This window comes from Vibrio sp. SSH13-20 (assembly GCF_040104475.1).
Taxonomy (GTDB): Bacteria; Pseudomonadota; Gammaproteobacteria; order Enterobacterales; family Vibrionaceae; genus Vibrio; species Vibrio harveyi.
This window is the reverse complement of the sequence record NZ_JBECOU010000002.1, coordinates 369,546-393,592: the sequence shown is the minus strand read 5'-3', so window position 1 is coordinate 393,592 and position 24,047 is coordinate 369,546. Positions and strand designations below refer to the sequence as shown.

The window sequence follows — 24,047 nt, the reverse complement described above, 5'->3', positions numbered from 1 at the left end:
CTGTGTTTTACGTACGTTTAGTACTTTGGAAAAAGTCATTTGGGTATATAAGTAAAGGCCAGCATGCGCTGGCCTTTATTATTCTACTCGATAGTTGGTAGTCATACCACAAAACCGTCCTAACAATCCTTAAGTGTCAATTATTAGAGACGTTCATGAATTATTGATACTGTTTATCTATCATCACTTCTACTGGCTGACCAAAATCAACGACTTGGCTTTCACCATGCCAATCTTGGTCACGAGTTGCAACGTTACCATCCGAGTCAACACGAACGCGAACCATCAACTTATCTAGAGAAGATAGCTTCTGACCGTCCATCATCGCATTACCATCATCCAGTACGACTGTACGAGGGAACGTACCTAATGGGTAGCGAGCTGCCGCAACAGGCATCGGAGAACCATCTGCGCGATGTACTGACACAATCAATACCGCATTTGGATCAAGTTGAGCTTCTGGAGCTACGTTAATAGTCACTGCCACACTCTTGTCTGGAGAAACCGCTTCACCCATTTGCTTACGTGCACTTTCGATACTGCGACCTAGCATTTCATAGCGGCTGTCTTCAGGACCGATCATTTGCTGCATGATACCCCAATACTTAATCGCTGCTGGGAAATCTTGGCGCTCAAATGCATCAAACGCAAGTAGAGAGAAGACACGTAGGTCAACGTAATCTTGTTGCATCAGTTTACCAAGCAGAGAACGAGCCGTTGCTTGATCCATCTCGTCTTGAGAAAGCATCAGAGCTTGTGCGTAACCAAGTTGAACATCTGGATCTTTTGGTTCTAGCTTGTACGCTTTTTCCATTGCATCAATGGAAGTCGTCACATCTCGGTTCGCCAAAGCAATACGACCTAATAGCAACCAACCGGTTGAGTCTTCAGGTTGGTAATGCAGGCGTGTGCGCAGAGCCAAAGAGAGATCAGCCATTTCATCATCACTGAGTGGCTCAGATGCTGCAGACATTAGCTTTTTAGAAAGTTCAGGAAGGTTCTCGTTTACTTCCTGCCACTTCACAACGTCTTGAGATGCGCCAAACTTGTAGTAAAGACCGTAGCTCAATACCACTGTCAAAATCACTGATGGGATCAAAACAGCAATCGGAGAAACATGTGTTTCCTTTTGCTTTTTATCACCAGGGATATCGTCCAGAAGAGATTGCTTCAGATCGGAAATCAAATCATCTTGGCTCTCGACTAGACCTTCGTCTGTTTCTTCAGCAAGCTCAGATAGGCGGTCTTTATAGAACGCTTTGTTAAGCTCATCACGTAACACTTCATCGTTGTTGGCTTTTTGCTTAAGCAGCGGCAGTGCAACTAAGACACAAGCTATCAGCGTAAGAACAACGGTAGAAACCCAAAATAGTGTCATTACTTCTTATCTCCGTTGTTCTCTTCATCAAGCAATGATTTGAGACGCGCTTCTTTTTCTTCGTCCCATTGTTCGTTACTTGCTTGAACTGCTTTTGCTTTTGATTTTCGGCTACGCAGCACGATTAAACCAAAGCCACCTAATACCACTGCTAGTGGACCTAGCCACAGAATTGCAGTAGCAAAAGTAAACGGAGGATTGTACGTTACGAAGTTGCCGTAACGAGCAATCATGTAGTCCACGATCTCATCTTTCGACTTACCTTCTTTGGTCATTTCGTACACCTTATGGCGTAAGTCTTGAGCCAATTCTGCATTCGAATCAGAGATGGTGTTGTTCTGACATTTAGGACAACGAAGAGTATGACCAAGCTCTTTGAACTGCTGTTCTTGCTCTAGATTGTCAAACTCATACACTTCAATCGCTGCATGAGCAGCAAGAGAAAATGTCATCGCAGCAAAAGCCGCTAAGAAAAACTTTCTCATTGCTTCGCCTCCTCAACCAACTTGGTGTACAGCGGCTCCAACGTTTCCGCCCAGTTGCGAGGGTTTACATCACCAACATGACGGTAACGGATCACACCGTTTGCATCGATGATAAATGTTTCAGGAGCGCCATATACGCCAAGGTCTAGGCCTAGCATGCCGCTACCATCAAACAAGCTGATCAGGTATGGATTACCCAAATCGTTCAGCCAACCTACCGCTTTGTTGCGATCATCTTTGTAGTTCATGCCGATGATCTTCACACCTTTCCCTGCAAGCTCATTGAGGTACTTATGTTCAGCGTAACAAGTCGGACACCAAGTCGCCCAAACGTTAAGCAACAGTGGTTCGCCTTTAAAGATCGACTGATCGTACTGTTTACCAGGTTCAGCTAAATCCTCTAGATGGAACTCAGGTACTGGCTTACCAACCAGTACTGACTCAAGTTTTGTTGGATCGTCACCCTCTTGGTTTCGAACCAACTGAGTTGCGAAGATACCCGCCAATACCATGAAAGCTACCAACGGGATAAATAAGACTTTCTTATTCATTTATTTTGCCTCCTGCTCCGCTAGCTTTGACTTATCGCCTTTCTTAGCCGTTTTGCGGAAGCGGTAACGTCTATCAGAGATAGCAAGCGCACCACCCAAAGACATGATCAATGAACCAGCCCAGATCCAACGAACGAATGGTTTGTAGTAAATACGAACCGCCCAAGAACGGTTATCTTCTAGACGTTCACCCATCGCAATATATAGGTCGCGAGTGATACCGCGGTCGATTGCCGCTTCAGTCATCATTGACTTCGCTGTACGGTAGAAACGTTTTTCAGCGTGCAACGTGTTCACATACTTACCATCATTCGTGATTTCAAAGTCCGCGATGTAACCATCGTAGTTTGGACCATCTTTGTCACGTAGACCTGAGAAGTAGAAATCATAGCCGTAAATCTTGAAGTGATCACCCGGAGCCAAACGCACGTCACGTTCGATACTGTAGTTTTGCACCATGGCAATACCAATCACAGTAACGGCTAGACCAATGTGACCAAGCATCATTGCCCAGTGGCTACGTTGAAGTTTACGAACACCTTCGCCAAAGCTGTGACGGTGAGTAGCACGCTCGTACAGCTCAAAGCCATGCATTGCAATGATCCAGATTGCCATTACCCAACCGATGTAAGCCATCGCTGAGAAGAAATCGGCGAACAGGAATACGCACACCGCACCTAGTGCGAAAGCTAGTACACCAGAAACAATCATTGGCTTAATAAGCTTAGATAGATTATCGCGCTTCCAACGGATCATAGGACCAATACCCAATAGGAAGGCGAATGGCATCATCAACCACGCAAACAGCATGTCGAAGAATGGTGCGCCGATAGATACTGAACCAAGACCAATTTGTTTGTGAACCAACGGTAACAAAGTACCAACCAGAACCACAACAAGTGCAGCAATTAGAAGGACGTTGTTTGCAAGCAGCGCGTTTTCACGCGACACCAAGTCAAAATTACCACGTACACGAACCGCTGCCCCTTTCACTGCGAATAGCAGGAGTGAGCCACCGATAACAAAGACTAGGAAACCTAGAATAAACATACCGCGTGATGGATCAGACGCGAACGCGTGTACCGATACCAAAATGCCGGAACGCACCAAGAAGGTACCTAATAAACTCAAAGAGAATGCAGAAATAGCAAGAAGTACCGTCCACGCTTTAAATGTACCGCGCTTTTCTGTTACCGCTAGAGAGTGCATCAGTGCTGTACCCGCTAGCCAAGGCATGAATGATGCGTTTTCCACTGGATCCCAGAACCACCAGCCACCCCAACCAAGTTCGTAATATGCCCACCAAGAACCTAGTGCGATACCTAGTGTTAGGAATACCCAAGCAGCGGTTGTCCAAGGACGAGACCAACGAGCCCAAGCCGTATCAAGACGACCAGTCATCAAAGACGCAATCGCGAACGAGAAGGCAACCGAGAAGCCTACGTACCCCATGTAAAGCATAGGTGGGTGAACAATCAAACCTGGGTCTTGAAGAAGCGGGTTCAAGTCACGACCATCTACCGGGAAGAACGGCAAAGTGCGTAGGAACGGGTTCGAAGTCAGGATGATAAATAGTAGGAAGCCCACTGAGATCATGCCCATTACCGCAAGTACACGCGCAACGGATTCTTGTGGCATACCACGACTGAAAGTAGCGACCGCGACTGTCCACGCAGCTTGGATAAGTACCCAAAGCAGTAGTGAGCCTTCGTGCGCGCCCCAAACAGCCGTTAAGCGGTAGTACCAAGGCAGTTGGCTATTTGAGTTACTTGCAACGTATTGGAGCGTAAAGTCGTTGGTGTAGAATCCCCAACATAAAATCGCAAATGAGAAAAACAGCATGACGAACATCGACCATGAAAGTGGTCGCGCTGTGTTCATCAGCATAGTGTTGTTATTTGATGCGCCCCATAACGGCAATATGCTTAGCAACAATGCCATTGCTAACGAAAGTATGAGGGCAAAGTGACCGATTTCAGCAATCATTGGCCGCTTCCTTGTTTCTGTTCTGATGTGTATTGCAGAGGCTCGTGAGTCTTCTTCATTGCTTCTGCAATTTCAGGTGGCATGTACTCTTCATCGTGTTTTGCCAACACTTCAAAAGCTTTTACGGTTGTTGCGTCTTCAAGAACACCTTGAGCAACAATACCCTGACCTTCGCGGAACAAATCAGGAAGAATACCTTCGTACACGATCGTCACTTTAGGACCCACGTCGTGCAGATCAAAGCTCACTTTTAGTGACTCTGGGTCACGGCGAACTGAGCCTACAACCACCATGCCGCCGATACGCAAACGCTGACCAACTTCTGGTTTAGTACCGTCAGGTTTACCATTTACCAATTCCGTCGGCGTGTAGAATAGATCCATATTTTGGTTCAACGCATAAAGCATCAAACCGATGGTTGCACTAATACCGATAAAGATAGCCAGAACGATGCCTAGCCTCTTTTTACGTCTCGGGTTCATAACGTGTTCTCCATATTCTTCGCCGCGTCGACTCGCGCTTGACGATCAATTTTCGCTTTCACTTCTTTTAACAACGCATCCCCACGGCGGATACTCGAAATTAAAAGAATGATCATAGATAAGAAAGTAATACCAAACGCGCTCCATACGTAACCTGCGTAGCCACCCATGGCAAAGAGTTCGCTCAGAGATTCAAAATGCATATTCAATTACCTCACTGAGTTTTTTCAGCCGCGAGTTTTTGCACCCAAGGGCGATGACTCTCTTTGCTGATAATTTCGTTACGGAAGCGCACCATCGTTACCGCGCCAAAGAAGAACGCAAAACCAAAAATGTTTAGCAGCAACGGCCAAAGCATATTGGATGAGATGGATGGTTTTTCAAATTTGGTGATTGTCGCGCCTTGGTGAAGCGTATTCCACCACTCAACAGAGAAGTGGATAATCGGTAGGTTGACCACACCAACGATTGCCAAAATACCCGCCGCTTTTGCCGCTGTCTTTTGATCGTCAAACGCGTGGTAAAGTGCAATAACACCAAGGTATAAGAATAGAAGAATAAGTTCAGAGGTTAGACGAGCATCCCATACCCACCAAGTGCCCCACATAGGTTTACCCCAAACGGCACCCGTTAACAGAGCAATAAAGGTGAATACCGCACCAATAGGCGCCATGGCCAGTGCTGCCATGTCAGATAGACGTACTTGCCAAACCAAGCCGATAAATGCAGCTATAGCCATCGACATGTACACGCCCATAGACCAAATAGCCGAAGGTACGTGGATGTAAATGATTCGGAAACTATCGCCTTGCTGGTAATCCGAAGGTGCAAATGCGAGCCCCCAGACGGTACCAACCGATAGGCATACGAGGGCCAATACAGAAAACCAAGGAAGAAACTTACCGCTCAGGTGATAAGCTGCTTCTGGCTTGGCATAAGGATGTAGCCATTTCCACATGTTAAGTTCTCACTCTTACTTCAGGGACACTGTCCAGAGGGTCGAGACCGTAGCAGTGCTTTAATAATAATTCTTTGATCAAACGTCGCTAAACGCGCACTTTACTGAGTTAGTTAACACTAACTCTCAATGCTGCGCTGATGGCGAATGGTGTGAGAGTGACAGCCCCCATCAACATTGCGCCTAAAATCGCTAATTGCCCGTTATACGCCATACCCAGTGCTGCGGCATCAATCGCGGACGTAGCGAAAATTAGAATTGGGATGTAAAGCGGGAGAATTAGCAAACTTAAAAGAACGCCGCCTTTTTGCAACCCAACAGTCAGTGCTACACCAATAGCACCGATAAAACTCAATGTCGGTGTACCGATGACTAATGTCAGCACAACAGACAGCCAAGTATTAAAATCAAGAGATAATAGAATCGCCAACAATGGACTGATTAAGATCAGAGGCAATCCCGTTAACAACCAGTGAGCTATGACCTTGGAAATCACAACAAGTTGCAGTGGGATCGGCATTAGCATCATTTGCTCAAGCGCACCATCTTGATAATCATCACGGAATAGACGTTCTAATGATAATAAGGCGGATAGCAACGCAGCAACCCAAACAATGCCTGCTGCAATACGTGCTAACAAATTAGGCTCTGGACCGATGCTAAGAGGGAAAAGTGTGATAACAATGATGAAAAACCACAAAGGGTTCAAGATGTCTGCTTGACGGCGAAATGCAATCAAAAGCTCGCGGCGGATAATGGTCGACATTGCCGAAATCATATTAGTCACCCAGTTTTATTTTTCTAAGTTTCGGGCTGTCTGCAAACATATCTTGGTGTGTCGTTAAAATCACAATGCCACCATTGTCTGCATGATTTGCAAACAACGATTCAAGCACCTTCACACCTTGTTTATCGATTGCAGTTAACGGTTCGTCCAAAATCCATAAAATTTGATTACTTAGCCACAGTCTTGCCAATGCAACGCGACGCTGCTGTCCTGCAGAAAGTTGTGCTACAGGCACATCTTCTCTGCCTGCAAGACCCACTTGGGTTAAAGCAGCAAAGATTTCTTCATCTGAGGAACGATTATTATGGATAGATTGGTAAAAGCGTAGGTTTTCAAACGCAGTAAGTTCGCGTTTAACGCCAGTTTGATGCCCTAGGAACAAAAGGTCCTGATGGAAAACATCACGAGACTTTTCAACCTCTTCGCCTTTCCATTTGATGATGCCTTCTTCTCTGTCCCCTAACCCTGTCACAATACGCAGCAATGTGGTTTTGCCTGTACCGTTACGTCCTTCAATCTGGACCAACTCTCCAGGTTTAATTTCGAATTGCAGGTTTTCAAACAGGACCCTGTCATCACGGATCGCAGTTAGGTTAGAGACTTCTAACATAGGGCTTCAACTAAAAAATGAACGAGTCGCTATATTAGCACAGCTTAGTTGTGACAAAACAGGATAAGAAAGCGATGATGTATGTAAGTTCGTGAGTTTTTGTTAACTTATAGTCACATTTTGATAAAAATAACCATAAGTGATTATAAGTTTTTATTTTAAAAATAAAAAAAGAAGCCGAAGCTTCTTTTTTCATTCTTTATCGACGTCGTCCACGAGGTGGGTATGTCGGATCATCTGATGGTTGACCGCTAAGTGGAGGGATCTTCTCTTGACCTGCCAGTTTTTTCTGCAGAGAAAGCATCAATTCTGCTTCTGCTTTTGGCAATTCACACTCTTCAATCAACTCATTGATGTCAGCGCCAAGTTGAACCATTTTAGAAGCACGGCTGTACAAACGACCATCTGTATCTGCGTGCTCAAGTTCACGAATGCGCTCATTAAGATGTTGAATCACATCTTGTTGCTCAGTGACCTTTTGACCTAAACCAACGACCACTGAACGCACTTCCAACAATTGCTTGTTTAGCTTTTGCACTTCTTTTTCTGCGTGACGTGCTTGCGCACGCTGCTGGTCCATTTGCTTTTGCAGACCCGCACGAACGCGAATTTGCAACAAAAGCAAAATCAAGAAGGCAAATGCTAGACCGCCCACTAAGAGCGGTAAAGATAGGAAGGTTTCGTCAGCCATGATTCATCAGCCAATTATAGGTGAGCCATCTCATCCCATTCGTCATCAGTTAGCAGCTTGTTCAGATCAACAAGAATAAGTAGCTTGCCATCACGGTTGCTTACACCCTGGATGAATTTCGCGCTTTCGTCCGTACCTACAGAAGGCGTAGTGTCGATCTCAGAAGAACGTAGGTAAACAACTTCAGCGACGCTATCTACTAGGATACCGATAACTTGACGCTCAGACTCAATCACGATGATGCGAGTGTTGTCAGTAACTTCACCTTCCATCAAACCAAAACGTGAACGTGTATCGATAACCGTTACGACATTACCACGTAGGTTGATAATACCCAGTACGTAATCTGGCGCACCTGGAACCGGAGCGATTTCTGTGTAGCGAAGAACTTCGCGAACTTGCATTACATTAATGCCGTACGTTTCTTCTTCTAGTTGGAACGTCACCCACTGAAGAACTTCGTCGTTCGATGTATCTTTCTTCACTTCTACTTCAAAAGCTTGAGACATAGTTAATCCTCGTAATTGTCGTTCCCGACCAAAAATCTAATTCAGTGATTTTACATCTAAACCAGCGTTTAGCATGTCTATAAGTGCTTGGACATGAATTAAAGCACACATTTTTTCTTTCACCATGCCCGCTAGCCAAGGGCGCTTACCTGCTTGTTCACGCCAACGGACTTTGTCGATATTGAGAGTCTCAGTACCCATTAATTGGTTACTTGCCAACCCCCACATGCTTTCACCAAGCATAACGACGTATTGGTAGTTATCTTTGTACTCTTCGTCATGAAGCTTATCAGCCATCACCCACCTCGCAGTGTCGACAACATCAAATTGTTGCTCACGACTGGTTTGCAAACCTAGGTACCATGCAGGACGACCTATCAAATGGTTCAGTTCCGTAATTTGATGGATACCACCGAGCTCATCAAGTGGAACGGCAAACGTCACACCATTAACATCAAAGTACAGCACCTGAAAATCTTCGCTACGTTGCGTGCTTTCCCAAGTGTTTGGCAACAGTGAGCCTGTTTCCGTTTCCAGTTCGGCTTCTGTCTCAATGTGCTGTTCGACTTCCACATCGGCTTCAACGTCAACTTCAGGCTCAAACGCTTCAGTTTCAGATTGAGTCCAAACTGGTTCTGGCTGCTCGGTCTCAACAGCAGGAATCAATTCTTCTTCGATATTCCACTCTTGAATTTCATCCACGGCAACTGCCGCAGCTTCGATTTCAATTTCTGGTTCGATTGATTTAGCTTCGGCTGCGATATCAATCGTGTTTTGATCCAAAATGTCATCGATATCCAACTCAGCCACTACATTGGTGGATTCCAGCTGGCTTAACAATCGTTGAACGTCTTCCAAATTAGGCGCTTCTAACTCAGGTGAGTAAGTATCGCTGTATTGGTACGACTCTGGTTCCGCGTATTGTATTTGTAATTTTGGCTCTGGCTCTGGCTCTGGCTCTGGCTCTGGCTCTGGCTCTGGCTCTGGCTCTGGCTCTGGCTCTGGCTCTGGCTCTGGCTCTGGCTCTGGCTCTGGCTCTGCAGATGATAGTTCTTGAGCGAGTAAGTCAAGCTCTTCCTCTTGCTCAATGACCTCGACCTCTTCGCCAAGCAATGCGCTGAAGTAATCATCGAGCGCCTGTTCACTGGAAAGTACGTCGTTATTGCTCATCGAACGCCAACCTCTCCAAGTAAATCAGCAGTTGCTTGTAAGCAAACACACCACGACTACCAGAAGCAAAGTGTGATGCTGGTAAATGCTTTAAGCTTGCATCACGGAATTTCGTGTCAATCGGCACCGCAGAAGTCCATACCTGATTCGGATAATCTTTCTTAAGCTGAGTCAGTGTCTGCAACGAAGCTCTTGTGCGCTTATCGTACATGGTTGGTACGATCGTCACTTTAAAGCCACCTGGACGAGACTTCTGCATAATGGTCAAAGTGCGCATCATACGCTCAAGACCTTTCATCGCTAAGAACTCAGTTTGAACAGGGATAAGAATACGATCACTGGCTGCTAGCGCATTGACCATCATTACGCCAAGAATTGGCGGGCAGTCGATCAACACATAGTCATAATCTTCTGCTACGGCTTGAAGCGCTCGTTTTAAGATCAAGCCCATGCCGCTGCGGTTTCCCATCACACGGTCAAGCGTTGCAAGTGACATATGTGCCGGGATGATGTCCATTCCTTCAAGTTCAGTCTCGACGATTAACGGCTTTACTGTCTCACGTGAAAACGTCTTCAATTGGAACAAATCAAACAAGCTCGACGTTACTGCATCCGGATCATAACCAAGGTAAGTCGTCAGTGACGCATGAGGGTCTGTATCAACCATCAATACACGATGACCTTTTTGGCTCAATAGCCCAGCCAACGTCACAGTTGATGTCGTTTTCCCTACCCCACCTTTTTGGTTAGCAACACTCCAAACGATCATGATCTTTCCTACGCTAAGCCCACTTCTACCAACATGCGTTCCGCAATGCGGTCGAGAGGTAAATCTTCTGTAGAGATGCCCGCTTTCGCAACCGCTTGTGGCATACCGTAAACCACACAACTATCTTCATCTTGAGCCCAAATTGTTGAGCCTGCTGATTTCAACATGCGTGCGCCTTCACGACCGTCAGCCCCCATACCTGTCAGTACCATCGACAATACTTTGTCACCGTATACTTTTGCAGCAGAGCCAAACGTAACATCCACACAAGGTTTGTAGTTCATGCGGTCGCCGCCATCGATAATGCGCAGACGAGCAGCACCTGCACGACCGTCGATCATCATTTGCTTACCGCCTGGCGCCAAATAGGCAACACCAGCTTGCAATACGTCACCATCTTGAGCTTCTTTTACTTGGATCTTACAAAGCGTATTTAAACGACTTGCAAAAGCAGCAGTAAAAGTAGCTGGCATATGTTGGATCAGCACAATTGGATGCGGATAGTTTACGGGTAAACGAGTCAGAATTTTTTGCAGAGCAACAGGACCACCAGTGGAAGTACCGATAGCTGTTAACTGATATTTCTTACCTGAAGCGCGGTATTTTGCTGCCACAGGGCGACTTGCAGTTGCTGCGGCAGGCGCAGTATTGCGTGATGCTAATGGGCGAGTTGTTGAGCTCGGTGCAGTCGCAGCAGGTTTCGCCATTGGGCGACGCATGAATGCGCGCTTAGAAGCAATTTGAATGACACGTTGTTGGAGTAGCGATACCGCTTCATCACGGTTACGAGCAATATCTTCAAATTTCTTCGGTAAGAAGTCCAATGCACCAGCGTCTAGTGCGTCAAGCGTAGCCTTCGCCCCATCATGAGTCAGGGACGAAAACATTAGGATTGGCGTAGGAGACGTAGCCATAATTTCACGCACGGCAGTAATACCGTCCATGACTGGCATTTCAATATCCATAGTGATGACGTCAGGTTTTAGAGTTTTGGCTTTCTCAACCGCTTCTCTGCCATTAACCGCAACGTCTATCACTTCTAGGCGCGATTCTGAGTTGATGATTTCGCTAACGCGACGACGGAAAAAACTCGAATCATCAACGACTAGTACTTTAATCGCCATCTTATTCCTTTTTTCAACTCCAGCTTCGCTTAAATGCGCGAAGCTGCAGCGTATTGCTTAAGTAGATCTGGCACATCAAGAATCAATGCGATGTGACCGTCACTGGTAATCGTTGCACCTGCCATACCTGGCGTGCCTTGCAATAGGTTATCCAGTGGTTTGATAACCACTTCTTCTTGACCAATCAATGTATCCACCACAAAGCCGACACGTTGGCTACCAATTTGAACGATAACAACATGACCATGACCAATGCGCTCTTCTACACGTGGCGACTTAGAAGCTAACCAGTTTTGTAGGTAGAACAGTGGGATAGACTTATCACGTACGATAATGGTTAGTTGACCATCAACAACGTTGGTACGGCTAAGATCTAAGTGGAAGATTTCATTAACCGATGCAAGAGGCAGTGCGAACGGATGACCGCCAACACCAACCATTAGTGTTGGCAGGATCGCAAGCGTCAGTGGTACTTTGATGGTGATCTTAGTGCCTTTACCTAATTCTGAATCGATATCGATAGAACCGTTCAAGGTGTTGATCGCCGTCTTAACCACGTCCATACCTACACCACGACCAGAGATATCAGAAATCTTCTCTTTGCTCGAGAAGCCTGGTGCAAAAATGAGGTTGAAACACTCTTTATCCGACAAGCGTGCTGCTGCGTCTTCATCCATCATGCCGCGTTTTACTGCGATACCACGGAGTTTATTGGGATCCATACCGCCGCCATCGTCAACGATAGCCAGTTCAATATGGTCACCTTCTTGCGATGCAGACAGAATCACTTTACCAGTACGAGATTTACCCGCTTTCGCGCGGTCGTCTGGCATTTCGATACCATGGTCAACCGAGTTACGCACCAAGTGGATCAATGGATCTGCAAGTGCTTCTACTAGGTTTTTATCAAGATCGGTTTCTTCACCGCGCATTTCAAGCACGATGTCTTTATTTAGGTTACGCGCCAAGTCACGAACAACGCGTGGGAAGCGACCAAACACTTTCTTGATTGGCTGCATACGCGTTTTCATTACCGCACCTTGAAGGTCTGCGGTAACAACATCTAGGTTTGCTACTGCTTTCGACATTTCTTCGTCGTTGCTATTTAAACCAAGACTTAGTAGACGGTTACGCACCAATACAAGCTCACCCACCATGTTCATGATGGTGTCTAGAGTTGAAGTATCAACACGCACTGTGGCTTCTGCTTGTGGTTTCTTAACCGCAGGCGCTGCTGCTTTTGCTTCTTCTTTTACTGCAACCGGTTTTGCTTCTGGCTTAGGTGCCGGAGCTGGCGCTGGAGAAGGCGCAGCCGCTACTGGAGCAGGCTGAGGTGCTGGAGCTGCTTTTGGCGCTTCAGGCGTAATATTTTCTGATGCTGGTTTAGTCGCAAAATCTAACTCTTCGATAGATGGACCTTTACCCGAACCATGTAATTCGTCGAGAAGTTTTTCAAACTCTTCATCGGTCATCAGATCGCCGTCAGTTGATGCTGACGCAGTAGGAGCAGCAGGCTCTGGCGCTTTAGGCGTTTCTACTGGTGCCACTTCTGATGCCGATGGGCTCTTACCTACGCCATGCAGCTCGTCAAGAAGACGTTCAAATTCATCATCAGTGATATCACCACTGTCTAATGAAGGTGCACTTACTGGCGTTGGAGCCACTGGTGCTGCTGGCGCAGATGCACCCGGAGCAGAACCTTTACCGTGTAACTCATCCAGCAGTTTCTCAAACTCGTCTTGAGTGATTTCATCAACAGAACCCACGCTAGAAGGTGCTGCTTCTACTGACGCTGCTGGTTGTTCGATAACTGGCTCTGGAATAACTGGTTCTGGCTCAGCAACTGGCACTTCAACCGCCGCAACGACTTCGTCTTCAGACTCAGGTTTGCATAAACGATGAAGTTCTTCCAACAGTGCAGGATCGGCTGCATCCAGTGGTTCACGGTCTTGAACCGCTTGGAACTGATGGTTAACCGTATCAAGCGCTTTTAGCATGGTGTCCATCAAACTTGGCGTGACTGAACGCTGACCGTTTCGCAATACGTCGAACACGTTCTCAGCACCGTGACAAGTGTCAACCAGCTCTGCCAATGATAGGAAGCCTGCACCACCTTTTACAGTGTGAAAGCCGCGGAAAATCGCGTTTAGGAGATCTTTGTCTTCTGGATTATTTTCCAGTTCAACCAACTGCTCAGACAGCAGCTCAAGAATTTCCCCAGCCTCAATTAGAAAGTCCTGAAGAATATCTTCGTCTAAATCGTAGCTCATACGTTACCTTTAAAATCCAAGACTGGACAACAAGTCGTCGACTTCGTCCTGCGATGAAACCGCATCTTCCCTGAGTTCAGGGTGAAGAATCGGGCCTTCTGCTTCGCTTGATTGTTTAATCTTTTTATCTGACGGTTCTGGCAAAACTTGAGTCTGTTCTTCTGGTTTATTTCCAGAAAACACGGTCAAGATCTCAACCAGGCGATCTTCCACTTCATTGACAAGCGTGATCACGCGGCGAATGATTTGACCCGTTAAATCTTGGAAGTCTTGTGCCATAAGAATTTCGGTCAACTGACCACGCAATTCAGTGCTATCACCTTCGACTTGAACTAACAGCCCATCGATACGGTGGCAAAGTGCTTTGAAATCGCTTAATTCGATGCGTCCGTGCATGAGTTCGTTCCACTGAGGGCGAACTTGTTGAAGGCACTCATGCAGGTTGTCGGCGATAGGTAAGCAGCAATCAACCGCATCCATCGTTTTATTCGCTGCCAACTCAGTTTTATCAATCACGTATTGCAGACGGTCCCTTGCGTCCGGGATTTCCGCTTTCGCAATTTCTGTCATGCGTTGATCGATGTTGAAGTGCTTAAGTGAATCATGAAGGTCGCGGGTTAATGTTCCGATTTCTTTTAGCATCGGATTCCCATCGCTTTCATATATCGAGGCAACAAGCTCATTGGCTTGGTCCTGTTCCCCGTTTTCTAGCATCTGAACGAGCGACTTCGCCTGCTCTAGTGAGATCATCCTGAATAGACCCTTTTTTACGTTTAGTTCTTTCTTATCGCTTTTTAAACGTCAAGCGAGCCACCCTTTAGTAGTAGGTATTAGAAGTGATGACTCGATTAACAAAGAGAAAGAGAGAGTTATAAACGTTCGAAAATTTTATCTAATTTTTCTTTAAGCGTTGCAGCTGTAAATGGCTTAACGATGTAGCCGTTAACGCCTGCTTGCGCTGCTTCGATGATCTGCTCACGCTTTGCTTCCGCTGTGATCATTAGCACAGGCAAGTGCTTCAGTTCAGCATCAGCACGGATGTGTTTCAGCAAGTCGATGCCTTGCATACCTGGCATGTTCCAGTCGGTTACAACAAAGTCGAAGTCACCTTTTTTCAGCATAGGTAATGCAGTTAAACCATCGTCCGCTTCTTGAGTGTTATTGAAACCCAAGTCACGAAGCAGGTTTTTAACAATACGGCGCATTGTTGAGAAATCATCAACAATAAGGATCTTCATGTTTTTATTCAAAATTGCCTCCACTGAATCGTAAAATCAGTGTGTTTAGTCATTTTGTGTCCACGCACTGAGCTTGGTGCGTAAACGTTGCATCGCTTGACTCAGTATTTGGCTTACGCGAGATTCGCTCACACCCAACACATCGCCAATCTCTTTCAAATTGAGTTCTTCGTCATAATAAAGCGAAAGTACTAAAGCTTCACGCTCTGGAAGCTGTTTTATTGATTCAACCAGTGCTTTTCTGAACGATTCATCAGCTACGCCCTTAAACGGATTGCTGTCATCGGTCTCATCAGCCGGTGAAATCACATCATCAGAGACGCCTAAATCTTCAATTCCCACTAATTTTGAACAGTTTATATCGGTAAGAGCACTATGATATTGGTCTAGTGTCATACCAAGATGCGCTGCTACTTCAGCATCAGATGGGTCGCGATTTAGTACACCTTCCAGCTCTGCGATCGCTTGGTTAATTTCGCGATTGTTCTTATGAACAGAACGAGGTACCCAGTCGCCTTTGCGAATGTCATCTAACATTGCACCGCGAATACGGATACCCGCATAAGTTTCAAAGCTCGCACCTTTAGAACCATCATAATTCTGCTGAGCTTCGATAAGACCGATCATGCCGGCCTGAATTAAATCCTCTACCTGAACACTCGGCGGTAAACGGCCTAACAGGTGGTGAGCAATACGCTTAACCAACACCGAGTAACGTTCAATGAACGCCTGCTGGCTATTAAATTTGCCATGTTGGTTATAGGTAATCGCTTTATTCACCAAAAGGGTCCTCTGCGAATTCAGTACGATTTAGCAACCTTTCCACAAAAAACTCTAGGTGTCCACTTGGTGTTTTAGGTAGTGGCCACGTTAGTGCTTTGTTCGCTAATGAGCTGATCGCTAAAGCCGCAGGAGAACGTGGGAATGCGTCCACAACGATCTTCTGTCTTTTCACGGCTTGACGTACTTTGTCATCCAATGGAATACATGCTACGAGTTCAAGGCTGACATTCAAGAAGCGCTCTGTGACTAGAGTCAACTTTGCGAATAATTCTCTGCCTTCACGGTAGCTTCTGACCATATTTGCAACAACTTTGAAGCGCTGAACCTGGTGTTCTTTACTCAACAGCTTGATTAATGCATATGCATCAGTGATTGAAGTTGGCTCATCGCAAACCACAACCACAACATCTTGAGCTGCTCGTGAAAAGCTAATCACCATGTCAGAAATGCCCGCAGCTGTATCAATCAACAGTACGTCCATTTCCTCTTCAAGACTACCAAATGCACGGATGAGTCCAGCATGTTGAGCGTGAGACAGCTCGGTCATGCTTTGTGTGCCAGAAGTTGCAGGGACTATCTTTATACCATAAGGGCCTTCAACAATCGCATCTTTTAGCTCACATTCACCCGCAAGGACATGCCCTAGGTTACGTTTTGAACGAATTCCGAGCATAACGTCCACATTAGCTAGACCTAAATCTGCGTCGAGAACCATCACTTTTTTGCCTTGGCGTGCCATGCAGATCGCCAGACCCAGTGTTACGTTTGATTTACCCACACCACCTTTGCCGCCAGTAACAGCGATTACTTTAGTCAATGATGGTTGTGTTAAGCGACGGAGGCCGCTTGCTTGATCGTGTATCATATTCTCAGTCATAGTAGTCCGCCGCCCTAGAGTCCTTCGTTATCACTATTCCAAAAGTGAGGTTCGTTCTCTGTCGACTTCTCTAACAGTTCATTTGCTTTCGCAATCATGTATTTTGGTTGTGCTATCACAATGTCTTCTGGTACGCGCTGACCGTTGGCAATGTATGCCACTGGCATCGCGTTCTGAATCACCACGCTGATGAATTCGCCTAGACTTAACGACTCGTCAAGCTTAGTCAAAATACAACCCGACAGCGGAATGCGTCGGAAGTGATCCAGAGTTTCCTGCAGAACTCGACGTTGTGCAGTAGCTGGCAAAACAAGGTAGCTATGAATCACTTCTCCGCTTTCTTGCATTAAGGTATCGAGCTGCTCAGAGAGTCTTACGTCTCGTTGCCCCATCCCTGCCGTATCGACCAAAATCAGTCTTCTGTTTCGTAGCTGATATATAACATCGGCTAACTCGTTAGAATCTTTAGCAACTCTTACAGGACAACCCATAATTCTTCCGTAAATTGAGAGCTGCTCATGTGCACCTATACGATATGTGTCCGTTGTCACAAGGGCAACATTATCGGCACCAAACTCCATTGCCGCACGTGCCGCTAACTTAGCCACCGTAGTCGTTTTACCCACTCCAGTTGGACCAAGTAATGCGACGACACCGCCACGCTTCAGAATGTCTTGTTTCGGAATGTTGATCTGATCCGCCACAAGAGACAGCAGTGCTTTCCACGCTCGCGCTGGTTTCGTATCTTCTGGAATGTAGCAAGCCATTTGGTCGGCAAGTTCAGGTGAAACACCCATACGCTCCAAACGCTTAATCAGCATTGCTCTTAATGGCTCGCGGCGTTCGACCTCTTGCCACATCAAACCCGACACTTGATGTTCCAACAAACGACGAATCGACGTCATCTCTTCACGCATGTTCTCTAGCTCATCGGCAGAGTCATCGCGTTCATCCGATGGACGGCGACGGTCATAGCGCGTTGGATCCAACTTAGGAGTTGGGCGGTCAAATCGGTTGTCTTGCGCAATCAGTTTCGCCAGTGGCGAGTCTGGTTGGTAAGGCGCAGGTTTCTCTTGGTTATAGCTTTCACGGTGCTTATTTTGGCGCTGCAGCAATGCGGACAAAGAATCTTCATTCTCTGCAACATGGTCATCTGACTCGGCTGCACCGCTGCTGTATTGCTTGAGCATGTTCGCGAAACGTTGCGTCATTGAGCCTGATTTATCTTTGTTCGCGTTTAGGCTAATTCTGTCATCATCTAAACGGCGATCTTGGAAACGCTCTGAAGCAGATGACGGCATTTGACGTTGTTCGCTATAACGATTTGATTGAGCTGCGCCACGGTTAGGAAGCGATTGCGCTTGTGAGGTTGGTGCTGCGTTAGACTCACCGTCAATCGCTGCAACGATCTCTACACCGCCCGCCACTTTCTTGTTCGACATGATCACCGCTTCTGCGCCAAGTTCTTCTTTCACTTGGAGCAACGCAGTTCGCATGTCTTTGGCAAAAAATCGTTTAATTTTCAAACTATGAATCCATTAATGATGCGAAGGGCTTAGTTGCCCACCGCTTGCACAATTCTGATCTGTTTCTCGTCCGGTATTTCTTGGTAAGACAGTACGCGGAGGTTAGGTATTGTGTTCTTAACGAACTTAGCCAGTGTTGAACGCAATACACCAGATGTCAGCAGAACCGCAGGTTCCCCTTTCAGTTCTTGCTCTTGTGTCGCTTGGCTCAGAGAGGACTGAAGTCGCTCTGCCAATCCCGGTTCGATACCGGCAGATTCGCCACCTGATGCCTGCATTGTTTGATGCAATATTTGTTCCAGTTCAGGTATAAGCGTTATCACTGGTAACTCTGGCTCTATACCATTGATTTCCTGAACAATTAGACGTTTCAAACTGATACGAACGGCAGCAGTCAAAATGTCAGGTTCTTGACTCTTGCTTGAGTACTCCGCCAAGGTTTGCACAATGGTTCGAATATCACGAATCGGAATGGCTTCGTTAAGTAAGTTTTGTAGTACTTTCACTACCACACCAAGCTGAAGTTGGTCTGGGACAAAATTCTCAACCAACTTAGGTGCACTGCGCCCTAGCATTTCCAATAGGTTCTGTACTTCTTCGTGACCAATCAATTGCGACGCGTTATTGGTAAGCAATTGGCTTAAATGCGTCGCTAGCACGGTTGAAGAGTCAACCACCGTGTAACCTAACGCTTGAGCATGTTCACGCTGCTCTTCACGAATCCAAACCGCTTCCAGACCAAATGCCGGGTCCATGGTTGGCTCACCTTCAATCATACCGTAAACCTGTCCAGGGTTAATCGCCAGCTCTTGGTCTGGGCGAATTTCTGCCTCACCAACGGCAACTCCCATTAGGGTTATACGATAGCTATTAGGTGTCAGCTCAAGGTTGTCACGAATATGAACCGCAGGGATCAAGAAACCAAAATCTTGCGAAAGCTTCTTACGTACCCCTTTTACACGTTCTAGCAACTCACCGCCTTGGTCACGGTCAACCAAAGGAATCAAACGGTACCCAACTTCTAGACCGATGATATCGACGGGTTGCACATCATCCCAAGACAGTTCACGTTGAGAGATCGGCTCACTGCCATCTTCAGCTTTCGCTGGTAATGCTGGCTCTTTGGCTTTTTGTTTCTGTTTTTTGTCCAGCCAATAGGCACCACCACCCGCGATTGCCGCCAGTGACAAGAACGAGAAGTGCGGCATGCCCGGAACGATACCCATCACGCCAAGGATAGCAGCAGTAATCATCAATGCTTTTGGGTTGTCGAACATCTGAAAAATCAGCTGCTCACCCATATCTTCATCAGTATTTTGACGCGTTACCATCATCGCCGCTGCGATAGAAAGTAATAGCGATGGAATTTGCGCCACCAAGCCGTCACCAATGGTCAGCAAGGTATAGATTTGCATCGCTTCAGAGAAGCCCAAACCGTATTGCGCCATACCAATCGACAGACCGCCAATAATGTTGATAAACAGGATTAAGATACCTGCAATCGCATCACCTTTTACGAATTTTGACGCACCATCCATTGAACCGTAAAAATCGGCTTCTTTGGTAACTTCAAAACGGCGTAAACGCGCTTGGTCTTGGTCAATCAAACCGGCGTTCAAGTCCGCATCGATCGCCATCTGCTTACCCGGTAAGGCATCCAAGGTAAAGCGTGCACTTACCTCAGAAATACGACCAGCACCTTTGGTAACAACCATAAAGTTAATGATCATCAAGATGAGGAAGACCACAAGACCGACGGCGTAGTTACCACCGATAACTACGTTACCAAACGCTTCGATAACGTTACCCGCAGCGTTACCCCCTTCATGACCATAAAGCAGTACCACACGAGTAGATGCAACGTTCAACGCCAGACGTAATAAGGTTGCAATAAGCAGCACCGTTGGGAAAGCCGCAAAGTCGAGTGGACGACGTGTGTAAACGGTCACTAACAACACCACCATGGCTAAGGCGATGTTAAAAGTGAAGAACAAATCCAACAGAAACGCTGGTATGGGTAGTACCACCATTGCAAGGGTGGCCAATACCATAACAGGCGCACCAATGGCAGGCATGGAGCGCTGTGGAATTCGTGGTAATTTATCTGCAAAAGGCAGGCTTAACTTCATACTGCGAGGTGTCTCAATCGGTCTGGAGCATCACGTTAGTACAAACATACTATTAGTATTACGCGACAGCTTTCGCCTAAAAGTTTAGGTATTGTTGTTGATTAGGGCGATATAAGCAATGTGTGTACCATGATTAACGCCAAAATAATGACTAGTTGCTCAAAGAAATTACAATCCTTTGATCTAATGTGAATTTTTGTCTAATCCATCAATGCAATTATTTTCATTAGTGGCGATGTTCAGGAGGGATAGGCAGGTCATAATCTTGAATCTTAGGTCGTTGACCGCCACGTTTGCGATACTGCTTAAGTTGGAACACAAACGCGAGCACTTGTGCTACGGCAGTAAACAGTCCATCTGGGATTTCTTGTTCCAACTCTGTAGTGTGGTAAAGCGCACGCGCCAAAGGTGGAGCAGGAACAATAGTAATGTCATGTTCGCGCGCCACTTCTCGAATCTTCATCGCCATATGGTCGGTACCTTTGGCGATCACTACAGGCGCACGGTCAGTTTTCTGTTTATAACGCAGTGCGACTGAAAAGTGCTCCGGGTTGGTAATGATAACGTCCGCCTGAGGGACATCAGCCATCATTCGACGCTGAGCCGCTTCTCGTTGCAGCATACGAATACGACCTTTGACCTCCGGTTTACCTTCGGTCTCTTTGTATTCGTCTTTGACTTCTTGCTTGGTCATTTTTAGTTGATCGGCGTGCTGCCAAATCTGAAATGGAATATCGATCGCAACAACGATAAGCAACGAGCAACTGATCAGTAAAATAAAGTTAAGCAAGATATCCAGCGCATGGAATATGTTCTGCGGATACACGTCCATACTAAGTTGAATCAAATCCGCTTGTGAGGCTTGGATGAGATATATCGCCATTCCCGTCACAAGTGCGACTTTTAAGATGGACTTGATAAGCTCTACCCAACTCTGCATGCCCACCATACGCTTTAAGCCGCTAAGCGGGTTCATTTTGGAGAGTTTTGGCATCGCCGCTTCAGCAGAAAAGCTAATGCCCCCCACACCAGCCGCGCCAATCATTGCAGCAATAAACAAGGTAATGAGGATAAGAAAAAGCGGAAACAGCAGATCGCCCATCGCACCAAATGCAATGTCGAACAACTTAGCCGTATCAAAAATCTCATCGCGTTTGAGATCAAATAAGCGGCTCATAATGGAAAACAACGAACGTGCCAAAGACTCGCCAAACCACATTAAGGCGATAGCACCAACAATCAATACCGATGCTGATGCGAGCTCTTTAGACCGAGCAACCTGTCCCTTTTCTCTGGCTTGTTGTAACCGTCGGGGCGTGGCTTCTTCGGTGCGTTCTTGACCGTCTGACTCTGCCAATCCAGCCTCCTAGCAATCTAAGCGAATGAGGTTACAAATCTGCTCCTCACCCACTGCCCAGAACAATTCATAATGACTGTACAAACCCGCCAAAATGTACCAACAAAGTAATAAACCGACCATCAAGGCAAACGCAAAACCAAGCGAGAAGATATTCAACTGAGGCGCGGCACGGGTCATTACACCAAATGATAAGTTAATCGTAAGCAGCGCGATAATGCCGGACAACGACATACTCAAAGCGGTCTTAAACATGATGCCAAGCCAGCCCGCCATTTCGCGAAAATCCACCGCATTAAGCGAGCCAGAACCTATCGGCAAGGTTTTAAAACTGAACACCACCAGTTGCAGCATTTTCAAATGCCCATCGGTAGCAAGGAAGAACATGGTCGCTAAAAACATAAACAGCTGACCAAGCAAAGGTGTGTTTTGGCCGTTCGCTGGGTCGACCATGGACGCAAAACCCAAGCTCGATTGCATACCCAAGATCTGACCAAGTAGAACAAAGGTTTGAATCATAAACTGGGTCACCATGCCCATCGCAACACCAATTATGATTTGTTCCGCAATGGTCATGAAACCACGAAAAGAGAGCAGCTCAATATCCTGCGGCACAGCTGGAATCGCCGGAGCAACGGCAAAAGTGATCGCTAAACCTAGGTAGAGTCGAATTCGAGGCGAGACAAAACGTGCCCCTGTCACCGTCATCACCATCAACATGGCAGAGATACGTGTGTAGGGCCAGAAGTAATTCGCGATCCAGTCGAGGACTATATCGGTAGGATACTCCATATGCGCCTCTAGTAGAGCACCTGTGGAAGACGTTCAATCAGACCGAAGAAATATTCCATCAACATCTGTGTCATCCAGTGACCAAATAACATCAACGCCAATAAAGTCACAATCAAACGAGGTAAGAAACTCAACGTTTGTTCGTTGATAGAGGTTGCCGCTTGGAAAATCGCGACAACAAGACCGATAAGCAAGCTTGGGATAATAATGGCACAGACCATGATCAGCACCATCCAAAGTGCATCACGGAAAAGCTCGACAAACATTTCAGGAGTCATGTCTTACCCTCTTCTCTCTGTGCCAATCTAAAGGGCAAAACTGCCGGCGAGTGTCGACAATATCAGGTTCCACCCATCCACCAGCACAAACAGCATCAGCTTAAATGGTAGCGATACGATCATTGGTGATAGCATCATCATACCCATTGCCATCAACACCGACGCAACAACAAGGTCGATGATCAAGAATGGTAAGAACAGCATGAAACCAATTTGGAAAGCGGTCTTAAGCTCAGAAGTAATGAAAGCAGGAATCAACACCGCCATCGACACATCTTCTGGGTTTGTCACCTCTTCGCCAGACATATTGACGAAAGTTTCCAAATCTTTGATTCGAGTCTGCTTGAGCATGAACGCTTTCATCGGCACTTGAGCCGCATCAAAGGCTTCACGCGCTGTCACTTGTTCATTCAAATAAGGCTGAACTGCTTTATCGTTGATCTCATTTAACACCGGTGACATGACAAAAAAGGTAAGAAAGAGCGCAATACCGATGATGACTTGGTTGGAAGGCGTCTGTTGCAAACCCATGGCTTGCCGTAAGATCGACATCACGACCACAATGCGAGTGAACGAGGTCATCAAGATCACCATCGCTGGCAAGAAGCCAAGCATCGTCATCAACGCAAGGATTTGTAAGGTAACCGAGTAATCTTCGCTGCCATCGGCGTTGGTGGTCATAGTGAAAGCAGGAATACCGCCCCCATTGGTCACCGACATAGTGCGACTTGAGCCTGATTCACTTTCCATCGCTTTCACGGTCACGCTGTCACCTTGAGCGAGGTTAGCAGGTAACGGCGACTCCTCTGCCTGAGCAAACGAAAGTGAAGAAAACAGCATTCCGACCATCAGCACAAACACGCTGAACATCAGGCGGATTGAATTATCCTTTGTCATGTTTTTTTATTAGCTGGCTGAACTGGCTAGCAAAAGCACCGGTGGCCAACTCTTCCTCTTTCAGTGGCGTTTCAAGTTTGGCAAGCGTTTGAATGGATTGGCTAGTAATACCAACCAAAAACTGCTCTTCTCCTACTTGAACAACCGCAATTCGTTCTTTAGTACCAACCGGTAACTGGCTAATAATACGCAGCCCTTTTTGTTGACCCAATGCTGGCACTTGCATGCGTTTTAGCATCCAAGCGAGCAGAAGAATCACACCAATAACCAGCACCAAAGAGCCCAGTGTCGTCGCCAAATCTAAGTTGCTTGGCGCGGCAGCAAATGCATAAGGAGCACTTAGCATTAAGCCAAGTGCTCCCGTGATTTGCTTCAATCGAGTTTTGATTGAACTGCTCAT

The 24,047-nt window shown here is 46.5% G+C and carries 26 protein-coding genes; all 26 read right to left on the bottom strand.

The genetic code is table 11. The annotated features are described in order from the left end of the window. Positions 1 to 160: 160 nt before the first annotated feature. The 26 genes from ccmI to fliO all read right to left on the bottom strand — a co-directional run bounded on the left by ccmI (position 161) and on the right by fliO (position 24,047). On the bottom strand, positions 161 to 1,378 hold the full coding sequence (ccmI, locus tag ABMY42_RS07030; RefSeq protein ID WP_349266156.1) for a c-type cytochrome biogenesis protein CcmI: 1,218 nt from the start codon (positions 1,376 to 1,378) through the stop codon (positions 161 to 163). Continuing rightward, positions 1,378 to 1,863: a cytochrome c-type biogenesis protein gene (locus ABMY42_RS07025; RefSeq protein ID WP_005447981.1), complete on the bottom strand. Its 486-nt coding sequence runs from the start codon at positions 1,861 to 1,863 to the stop codon at positions 1,378 to 1,380. The genes ccmI and ABMY42_RS07025 overlap by 1 nt, the downstream gene beginning before the upstream one ends. Continuing rightward, positions 1,860 to 2,414 carry a DsbE family thiol:disulfide interchange protein gene (locus ABMY42_RS07020; protein WP_005447979.1) on the bottom strand — a complete coding sequence of 185 codons (555 nt, stop codon included), beginning with the start codon at positions 2,412 to 2,414 and terminating at the stop codon, positions 1,860 to 1,862. The genes ABMY42_RS07025 and ABMY42_RS07020 overlap by 4 nt, the downstream gene beginning before the upstream one ends. After that, a complete protein-coding gene (locus ABMY42_RS07015; RefSeq protein ID WP_349266155.1) occupies positions 2,415 to 4,400 on the bottom strand; it encodes a heme lyase CcmF/NrfE family subunit in 1,986 nt (661 codons plus the stop codon). Next, positions 4,397 to 4,882 (bottom strand): cytochrome c maturation protein CcmE, encoded by a 486-nt coding sequence (gene ccmE, locus ABMY42_RS07010; RefSeq protein WP_005447975.1) that lies wholly within the window; start codon positions 4,880 to 4,882, stop codon positions 4,397 to 4,399. Before ccmE ends, ABMY42_RS07015 begins: the two co-directional genes overlap by 4 nt. Then, entirely contained in the window at positions 4,879 to 5,085 is a 207-nt protein-coding gene (ccmD, locus tag ABMY42_RS07005; protein ID WP_005447974.1) for a heme exporter protein CcmD, read from the bottom strand. The genes ccmE and ccmD overlap by 4 nt, the downstream gene beginning before the upstream one ends. Before the next feature lie 11 nt (positions 5,086 to 5,096). Then, complete coding sequence (locus ABMY42_RS07000; RefSeq protein WP_005447972.1) at positions 5,097 to 5,840, bottom strand: heme ABC transporter permease; 744 nt, start codon at positions 5,838 to 5,840, stop codon at positions 5,097 to 5,099. Between the two features lie 109 nt (positions 5,841 to 5,949). Then, positions 5,950 to 6,618 (bottom strand): heme exporter protein CcmB, encoded by a 669-nt coding sequence (gene ccmB, locus ABMY42_RS06995; RefSeq protein ID WP_005447970.1) that lies wholly within the window; start codon positions 6,616 to 6,618, stop codon positions 5,950 to 5,952. Between the two features lies 1 nt (position 6,619). Beyond that, entirely contained in the window at positions 6,620 to 7,237 is a 618-nt protein-coding gene (gene ccmA / locus ABMY42_RS06990; protein WP_005447968.1) for a cytochrome c biogenesis heme-transporting ATPase CcmA, read from the bottom strand. A gap of 199 nt (positions 7,238 to 7,436) precedes the next feature. Further along, on the bottom strand, positions 7,437 to 7,928 hold the full coding sequence (locus tag ABMY42_RS06985; RefSeq protein WP_005447967.1) for a DUF2802 domain-containing protein: 492 nt from the start codon (positions 7,926 to 7,928) through the stop codon (positions 7,437 to 7,439). A gap of 14 nt (positions 7,929 to 7,942) precedes the next feature. Continuing rightward, positions 7,943 to 8,437: a chemotaxis protein CheW gene (locus ABMY42_RS06980; protein WP_005438733.1), complete on the bottom strand. Its 495-nt coding sequence runs from the start codon at positions 8,435 to 8,437 to the stop codon at positions 7,943 to 7,945. A gap of 36 nt (positions 8,438 to 8,473) precedes the next feature. Further along, on the bottom strand, positions 8,474 to 9,607 hold the full coding sequence (locus ABMY42_RS06975) for a chemotaxis protein CheW (protein WP_349266154.1): 1,134 nt from the start codon (positions 9,605 to 9,607) through the stop codon (positions 8,474 to 8,476). Beyond that, positions 9,597 to 10,376, bottom strand: a complete 780-nt coding sequence (locus ABMY42_RS06970; protein ID WP_005448395.1) for a ParA family protein — start codon at positions 10,374 to 10,376, stop codon at positions 9,597 to 9,599. The genes ABMY42_RS06975 and ABMY42_RS06970 overlap by 11 nt, the downstream gene beginning before the upstream one ends. A gap of 8 nt (positions 10,377 to 10,384) precedes the next feature. Continuing rightward, positions 10,385 to 11,500 carry a chemotaxis response regulator protein-glutamate methylesterase gene (locus ABMY42_RS06965; protein ID WP_005448394.1) on the bottom strand — a complete coding sequence of 372 codons (1,116 nt, stop codon included), beginning with the start codon at positions 11,498 to 11,500 and terminating at the stop codon, positions 10,385 to 10,387. Between the two features lie 29 nt (positions 11,501 to 11,529). Then, the gene (locus ABMY42_RS06960; protein WP_239213285.1) at positions 11,530 to 13,770 is read right to left on the bottom strand and encodes a chemotaxis protein CheA; all 2,241 of its coding nucleotides are present in this window, start codon (positions 13,768 to 13,770) and stop codon (positions 11,530 to 11,532) included. A gap of 9 nt (positions 13,771 to 13,779) precedes the next feature. Then, positions 13,780 to 14,520: a protein phosphatase CheZ gene (locus tag ABMY42_RS06955; protein WP_005448392.1), complete on the bottom strand. Its 741-nt coding sequence runs from the start codon at positions 14,518 to 14,520 to the stop codon at positions 13,780 to 13,782. Between the two features lie 119 nt (positions 14,521 to 14,639). Then, entirely contained in the window at positions 14,640 to 15,008 is a 369-nt protein-coding gene (gene cheY, locus ABMY42_RS06950; RefSeq protein WP_017635949.1) for a chemotaxis response regulator CheY, read from the bottom strand. Positions 15,009 to 15,053: 45 nt separating this feature from the next. Further along, positions 15,054 to 15,788 carry an RNA polymerase sigma factor FliA gene (locus ABMY42_RS06945; RefSeq protein ID WP_005448391.1) on the bottom strand — a complete coding sequence of 245 codons (735 nt, stop codon included), beginning with the start codon at positions 15,786 to 15,788 and terminating at the stop codon, positions 15,054 to 15,056. Beyond that, positions 15,781 to 16,668 (bottom strand): MinD/ParA family protein, encoded by an 888-nt coding sequence (locus ABMY42_RS06940; RefSeq protein ID WP_009696006.1) that lies wholly within the window; start codon positions 16,666 to 16,668, stop codon positions 15,781 to 15,783. Before ABMY42_RS06940 ends, ABMY42_RS06945 begins: the two co-directional genes overlap by 8 nt. 14 nt (positions 16,669 to 16,682) lie before the next feature. Continuing rightward, positions 16,683 to 18,194 carry a flagellar biosynthesis protein FlhF gene (gene flhF / locus ABMY42_RS06935; RefSeq protein ID WP_005448389.1) on the bottom strand — a complete coding sequence of 504 codons (1,512 nt, stop codon included), beginning with the start codon at positions 18,192 to 18,194 and terminating at the stop codon, positions 16,683 to 16,685. 29 nt (positions 18,195 to 18,223) lie between these two features. After that, entirely contained in the window at positions 18,224 to 20,323 is a 2,100-nt protein-coding gene (gene flhA / locus ABMY42_RS06930) for a flagellar biosynthesis protein FlhA (RefSeq protein ID WP_005448388.1), read from the bottom strand. Positions 20,324 to 20,549: 226 nt separating this feature from the next. After that, positions 20,550 to 21,680, bottom strand: a complete 1,131-nt coding sequence (flhB, locus tag ABMY42_RS06925; RefSeq protein ID WP_005448387.1) for a flagellar biosynthesis protein FlhB — start codon at positions 21,678 to 21,680, stop codon at positions 20,550 to 20,552. 9 nt (positions 21,681 to 21,689) lie between these two features. Next, positions 21,690 to 22,472: a flagellar biosynthetic protein FliR gene (gene fliR / locus ABMY42_RS06920; protein WP_005448385.1), complete on the bottom strand. Its 783-nt coding sequence runs from the start codon at positions 22,470 to 22,472 to the stop codon at positions 21,690 to 21,692. An 8-nt stretch (positions 22,473 to 22,480) separates the two neighbouring features. Then, complete coding sequence (gene fliQ / locus ABMY42_RS06915; protein WP_005433008.1) at positions 22,481 to 22,750, bottom strand: flagellar biosynthesis protein FliQ; 270 nt, start codon at positions 22,748 to 22,750, stop codon at positions 22,481 to 22,483. Between the two features lie 27 nt (positions 22,751 to 22,777). Beyond that, positions 22,778 to 23,647: a flagellar type III secretion system pore protein FliP gene (gene fliP / locus ABMY42_RS06910; RefSeq protein WP_017817802.1), complete on the bottom strand. Its 870-nt coding sequence runs from the start codon at positions 23,645 to 23,647 to the stop codon at positions 22,778 to 22,780. Continuing rightward, positions 23,634 to 24,047, bottom strand: a complete 414-nt coding sequence (fliO, locus tag ABMY42_RS06905; protein WP_005448379.1) for a flagellar biosynthetic protein FliO — start codon at positions 24,045 to 24,047, stop codon at positions 23,634 to 23,636. Before fliO ends, fliP begins: the two co-directional genes overlap by 14 nt.